The organism is Robertmurraya sp. (genome assembly GCF_036676585.1).
Lineage (GTDB): Bacteria > Bacillota > Bacilli > Bacillales > Cytobacillaceae > Robertmurraya_A.
On record NZ_JAKFCQ010000170.1, the window covers coordinates 1 to 6880 of the forward strand.

A 6880-nucleotide genomic window follows, 5' to 3' on the forward strand; every position below is an offset into this window, starting at 1 on the left:
TAAGTCATTTTCGTGTACCTAAGGAAGTGTAGCATGTGTTTTTAATTGACAGTTATTTAGGATCGCTATATAATTTAAATATGAGGTGACTAAATAATGGAATCACAGGAAAAACAATTAGAGCAATTTGTAGATTGTGTTCAAGCGATTGGTCGACATATGAAGAGGAGCCAAAGGAATAGCCAAGATGGAACGGAGATTACGAAGACACAGTGGCTGATTTTACGTTTTCTAGCCAAACAAGATGGATGTACAATCGGTCAGCTTGCGGAGCGGCTAGAAGTTCGTTCGAGTTCCATGTCTCAAATGATTGATCGATTAGAGTTAGCTGGAACGGTTTACCGAGAACCGGATAAAAATGATGCAAGGACACGCATCGTAAAATTAACTGAGGCTGGAAAAGAAATGATTTCTAAAATGAAACATTCCCGAATGGAGATGATGGCTGGTCCATTTAATCAGCTTACTGAAGAGGAACAGAACACGCTGGTTGAAATTATGATGAAAATGACTGCAAATCTCAAGCTTCATGGTTCACGTTGTAAAGAATGAGAATAACAATTTTTACTCGGCTATATAGCCGGTAATTTAGTTAGGTTCGCTATATAATATAAGCGAGGAACCTAGTAATCACTTTTATCATTATATTTTTTGGCCTTCTTTGAGAGAGGTGTTATATGAAAAAGTTAATGAAATATTTAAAGCCATATTGGAAAGCAACCATATTGGCACCGTTGTTTATGATTCTTGAAGTATCTATGGATTTACTTCAGCCGAAACTGATGGCGGAGATTGTGAATAATGGGGTCTTTAACAATGATTTAGAATTCATTTTAAAGACAGGTGGTCTCATGATTCTTGTGGCTTTATTTGGTCTTTTTGGTGGCGTAGGCTGTACGGTGTTTGCCAGCAAAGCGTCGGTGAATTTTGCTGCTGATGTAAGAAAGGATGTATTTGATAAGGTTCAAACATTTTCGTTTAAAAATTTGGATCAATTTGAAGGTGGATCCTTAATTACACGGTTGACAAACGATATTGTTCAATTACAAATGTTTGTTTTAATGGCCCTTAGGAGTATCCGGTCGCCGCTATTGACGATTGGTAGTGTTATTATGGTTTTTACTATAAGTGTAAAGCTGGCGATTATATTTGTTCTAACGATTCCTATTTTATTTGTCGTTTTGTATTTACTGATCCGTTATGCGTTCCCACTATATTCGATCGTTCAACAAAAGTTAGATAAGGTGAACAGCGTGCTTCAAGAAAATTTAATGGGGATTCGTGTGGTAAAAGCATTTGTCCGTAATGATTATGAGAATACTCGGTTCAGTCGTACAAACACGGATTATACCGATATGGCTGTTAGAGCTACTCGGCTTGTTTCTTTAAACATGCCTGTCATGATGATCATTCTAAATGTTAGCTTGGTCATTATACTGTGGTTTGGAGCTGGCCAGACCTGGAATGGCTCCCTTCAAATTGGAGATCTGATTGCCTTCATTAACTACGTGACGCAGGTCTTATCAGCCATCATGATGATTGGAATGATCATGATGAATATCTCTCGTGCAAAGGTTTCAACTGATCGTGTAAGAGAAGTTCTCGACACCCATTCCGATCTAATTGATTATAAGGGTGCTGAGTCCCATGTAATTACTAGCGGTGAAGTCATGTTTGATCACGTTTCTTTTGGTTATTCTGATCTATCGGAGGAAACCGTGTTGAAGGATATTACCTTTTTGGCAGGCGCTGGTCAGACGGTTGCGGTCTTAGGTGCCACAGGCTCAGGTAAATCTACATTGGTAAGCTTAATTCCTAGATTATACGATGTAACTGCAGGACGAGTGCTCATTGATGGCAAGGATATTCGTAATATGTCATTAGAACATCTTCGAACGCAAATGGGTGTGGTTTTGCAGCAAACCATTTTGTTTAGTGGGACCATTCGAGAAAATATTCGTTATGGAATGCCAAATGCAACTCAAGAGGATGTGGAGAAAGCGGCAAAAGCGGCCTGTGCACATGATTTTATCATGAGCATGCCAGACGGTTATGATACGATTCTTGGCCAAAGAGGTGTTAATCTTTCCGGAGGCCAGAAACAGAGAATTTCTATTGCAAGAGCACTTTTAATTCGTCCGTCTATATTAATTCTCGATGATAGCACAAGCGCCGTGGATTTAGGGACCGAGTCTCGAATACAGAAAGCAATCAAGGAACTTATGGAAGAAAGCACTTCTTTTCTGATTGCTCAACGAATTTCCTCTGTATTAGAAGCAGATAAAATTCTTGTCCTCGATGAAGGGAAGATTGTGGCGGAAGGTACTCATCAAGAATTAATGCGTCAGAGTGAAGTATATCAGGAAATTTATCGATCTCAATTAGGGAAGGAGGAGGTCGTATATGGCTGAACAGAGAAATCAACAACCAAACCACCAAATGAGACCCTTGGGACCGCAATTAGGAATGGGTGGAGGTCCTGGAGCATTCCGAGGGAACATGCCTGTCCAACGAGCATATGATACTAAGAAAACGTTACGGAGAATTTGGTCATATATTGGGAAACAGAGAAAGGGTCTTATTCTTGTCGTTATTCTCACCATTCTTAGTTCTGTCTTTAATCTAATGGCACCTTATTTCATTGGACTCTCCATTGACCGTTTTATCATACCAAAAGACTATGATGGGTTGCTGTGGCTTTGTTTCACCCTTCTAGGTATCTATGTTTTTAGTTCTCTAGCAACATGGTTTCAATCGTTTTTTATGGCATCTGTCTCTCAATATACGGTGCTTGATATGCGTAAAGATTTATTCTCTCAGCTCCAAAAATTGCCTTTGCGTTATTTTGACAGTCAAACCCACGGGGAAATAATGAGCCGGACAACGAACGATATGGAGAACATTACGAATACATTAAATCAAAGCTTCACATCCCTTATCTCTAGTGTAGTAACCTTAATTGGTGCTTTAGCTTTTATGATTCATTTAAATATTTGGCTTACATTTGTCAGTTTCGTAACGATTCCTTTGGTTATTTTTTTAACTTCCAGAATAGCCAAATTTACTCGAACATTCTTTAAAAGCCAACAACAATATTTAGGTGAATTGAACGGCTATATCGAAGAAACGATTTCCGGACAAAAAGTTGTCAAAGTCTTTCACCGTGAGGAAAAAGTGAAAGAGGAATTTCAACACATCAATGAAAAGTTACGTGACTCATCGATTCAAGCGCAAATTTATTCAGGTCTAGTAGGACCCGTCATGAATGTGATGAGAAATATTAGCTTTGCCATCATTGCAGCAGCAGGAGGCTGGATGGCCTATGAGCAAGCCATTACAGTTGGTGTAGTTGTAAGCTTTCTTACATATTCTAGACAATTTAGTGATCCCATTAATCAATTGGCGAACCAATTTAATATGCTTCAATCAGCGGTAGCGGGGGCAGAACGAGTTTTTGAAATACTAGATGAAGAAACAGAGTTTGAAAATGATAAATCTTCTAAAGAAATAACAAACATGACCGGAGAAGTCATTTTTGATGATGTCTCATTTGGATACAAGGAAGGGTTGCCCGTAATCAAAGGTTTGTCCTTAAAAGCAAGACCAGGAGAAACTATTGCATTAGTTGGGCCAACTGGAGCTGGAAAAACAACCATTGTGAATCTATTAACCCGATTCTATGAAATTAATAATGGGAAAATAACCATTGATGGGGCTGACATTCAACAAATCAGTAAGGATAGTCTCCGCCGGAAATTAGGGATCGTTCTTCAAGATGCCTATGTCTTTTCAGATACGATTCGAGAAAATATCCGTTATGGCAGGTTAGAGGCAACCGACGAAGACATTGAAGTAGCAGCTAAACTAGCTAACGCAGATAGCTTTATTCAAAAGTTACCGATGGGCTATGACACAGTCCTTACCGCAGAGGGTGCGAACCTAAGCCAAGGACAACGTCAATTACTTACGATTGCCAGAGCGATTTTAGCAAATCCGTCGATATTAATTCTAGATGAAGCAACAAGCAGTATTGATACACGTACGGAAATGCATATTCAAGAAGCAATGAAGCAATTAATGAAAGATCGCACGAGTTTTGTCATTGCTCATCGTTTGAGTACCATTCGTGAAGCAAATCAAATTTTAGTTATTAATGGAGGTGAGATTATCGAACAAGGGACTCACGATGAATTAGTAGAGAAAAAAGGATTTTATTATGAGCTTTATACCAGTCAGTTTAAACGTGTAAGTTAATGAACAGAACCAAGGGGAGGAAATACATTGAACATTTTAGAAAACATTTATTCTAGACGAAATATCAAAAAATTTAAACCGGACATGGTTGAACCAGAACAAATTAACAAATGGTTAGAAGCCGGAACAATGGCTCCTAATCATAAAATGACCCAGCCATGGGAGGTGTATATGATTGGGCCAGAAACAAGAACAATATTAAACCATAAAACAAATTTTTGTCAGGCACCTGTTGTACTAGCGATCCTATCCAAACATGGATCAACAGAAATAGAGACATATGAAAATGCACTTGCCACAGCTTGCTTTGTTCAGAACCTTAATTTAGCTGCTTGGGCAGAAGGTGTTGGAACTTTCTGGTCTTCCATGGGGTATGCAGCTAAAAACCGTGAAATCATGGGTATTCCAGATGGGTACGATTGTATCGGGGTGTTTGGGATTGGCTATCCTGAAGAGATTAGTCAACCAAAAGAAAGAACAGCTATACAAGAAAAAATTAAGTATCTTCCATAAATAATTTGCCTTGAAAGCAGTGTCTCCTAATAGGGAGTCACCGCTTTTTTTATTTTAAAATTGGAATCATTTGGGTTATAGAATACGATTTCTTTTTTAAATATAGTATTTCCTCTAAATCTATTAAAGTGTAAAATAGTGGTGAACAATGAAAGGGGATACATACCTTGAATCCAAAATACTTAGATTTACTGGCCCAAAAATATGATAGTGAAGAAAAAGTAGTAACGGAAATTATTAATCTAGAAGCGATCCTTAATCTTCCAAAGGGAACAGAACATTTTGTTAGTGATTTACATGGGGAGTATCAAGCTTTTCAGCATGTGTTAAGAAATGGATCGGGAAATGTAAAGGAAAAAATAAAAGATCTGTTTCAAGATGTTTTAACTGAAAAAGAAATGAATGAGTTTGCTACATTAATTTATTATCCTGAAGAAAAATTACAGTTAGTAAAAAATACTTTTAGTAGTGATCTAGAAGTTAACCAATGGTATATAGTCATCATCTATCGTATGATAAAGCTCATATCGTATGCCTCTTCCAAATATACACGTTCGAAATTACGTAAAGCATTGCCCAAGCAGTTTGTTTACATAATTGAAGAGTTACTTTATAAAGCAGATGATTCCAACAATAAGGAACAATATTATACGAAGATTGTTCAACAAATTACTTCCTTAGGACAGGCAGAAAAGCTCATAATCGGTCTAGCTTATACTACTCAAAGATTGGTAGTTGACCATCTTCATGTAGTTGGCGATATTTATGATCGGGGACCTGAACCAGATAAAATTATGGAAACTCTCATCAATTATCATTCTGTTGATATTCAATGGGGAAATCATGATGTTCTATGGCTAGGTGCATTCGCTGGTTCAAAGGTTTGTCTCGCTAATATTATTCGTATCTGTGCTCGGTATGATAATTTGGATATTATTGAAGATGTTTATGGAATCAATCTTAGACCGCTTCTTAATCTTGCAGAGAAATACTATAATGACAATCCCGCTTTTAGACCAAAGGCACATTCAGATAAGAAACTATCAGATCATGAACGACTACAAATTACAAAAATTCATCAAGCTATTTCCATGATTCAGTTTAAATTAGAGATGCCTATCATAAAGAGACGCCCGAACTTTAATATGTCCGAGAGACTTCTGCTCGAGAAAATTGATTATGACAGAAATGAAATTACAATCCATGGGAAAACATACCAACTGGAAAACAGCTGCTTTGCTACAGTGAATCCAGCACAGCCCGATCAATTATTAGAGGAAGAAGCTCAAGTGATCGAAAGACTGTTATTTTCTGTCCAGCATTCCGAAAAATTAGCAAGGCATATGAATTTTCTAATGAAAAAAGGCAGTCTTTATTTAAGATATAACGGAAACCTATTAATCCATGGCTGTATTCCTTTAGATGAAGAAGGACATATGGAGAAAATGGTGATTGAGAATAAAACCTATGCTGGTCGGGAATTACTTGATAAATTTGAACATTATTTACGTCATGCTTTTGCACATCCTGAAGAGACAGATGATCTGGCGACAGATATGGTCTGGTATTTATGGACAGGAGAGTACTCCTCTCTCTTTGGAAAAAGAGCCATGACAACCTTTGAGCGATACTTCATTAAAGATAAGGAAACCCATAAAGAGAAAAAGAACCCATACTACTATTTACGTGAAAACGAGGACATATGCCGTAAAATTCTAGACGAGTTTGGTCTGAATCCCGATCAAGGTCATATTATCAATGGCCATACACCAGTAAAAGAAATCGAAGGAGAAAATCCAATTAAAGCAAATGGTAAAATGCTTGTCATAGATGGAGGATTTTCCAAAGCGTATCAATCAACAACAGGGATAGCGGGATACACGTTATTATATAATTCGTACGGTATGCAGCTGGTGGCTCATAAGCAATTTAATTCAAAACAAGAAGTTCTATGTAATGGAACAGATGTATTATCAGTAAAAAGATTGGTAGATAAAGAGCTCGAAAGAAAAAAGGTAAGAGAAACAAATGTGGGAGAAGAGTTATTACAGGAAATATCTATTTTAAATAGTTTGCGAGAATACCGTTATATGAAATAAGCCGGGACAGTGCT

The 6880-nt window shown here is 37.4% G+C and carries 5 protein-coding genes; all 5 read left to right on the forward strand.

The window, feature by feature from the left end; all coding sequences use genetic code 11:
- Positions 1-96 precede the first annotated feature (96 nt).
- A complete protein-coding gene (locus ACGLXV_RS22135) occupies positions 97-552 on the forward strand; it encodes a MarR family winged helix-turn-helix transcriptional regulator (protein WP_391560324.1) in 456 nt (151 codons plus the stop codon).
- Positions 553-677: 125 nt separating this feature from the next.
- Complete coding sequence (locus tag ACGLXV_RS22140) at positions 678-2411, forward strand: ABC transporter ATP-binding protein (protein ID WP_391560325.1); 1734 nt, start codon at positions 678-680, stop codon at positions 2409-2411.
- Complete coding sequence (locus ACGLXV_RS22145; RefSeq protein WP_391560326.1) at positions 2404-4254, forward strand: ABC transporter ATP-binding protein; 1851 nt, start codon at positions 2404-2406, stop codon at positions 4252-4254. The genes ACGLXV_RS22140 and ACGLXV_RS22145 overlap by 8 nt, the downstream gene beginning before the upstream one ends.
- A 27-nt stretch (positions 4255-4281) precedes the next feature.
- The gene (locus ACGLXV_RS22150) at positions 4282-4767 is read left to right on the forward strand and encodes a nitroreductase family protein (protein WP_391560327.1); all 486 of its coding nucleotides are present in this window, start codon (positions 4282-4284) and stop codon (positions 4765-4767) included.
- A gap of 167 nt (positions 4768-4934) precedes the next feature.
- A complete protein-coding gene (gene fbp, locus ACGLXV_RS22155) occupies positions 4935-6866 on the forward strand; it encodes a fructose-1,6-bisphosphatase (RefSeq protein ID WP_391560328.1) in 1932 nt (643 codons plus the stop codon).
- The last annotated feature ends 14 nt before the right edge of the window (positions 6867-6880 follow it).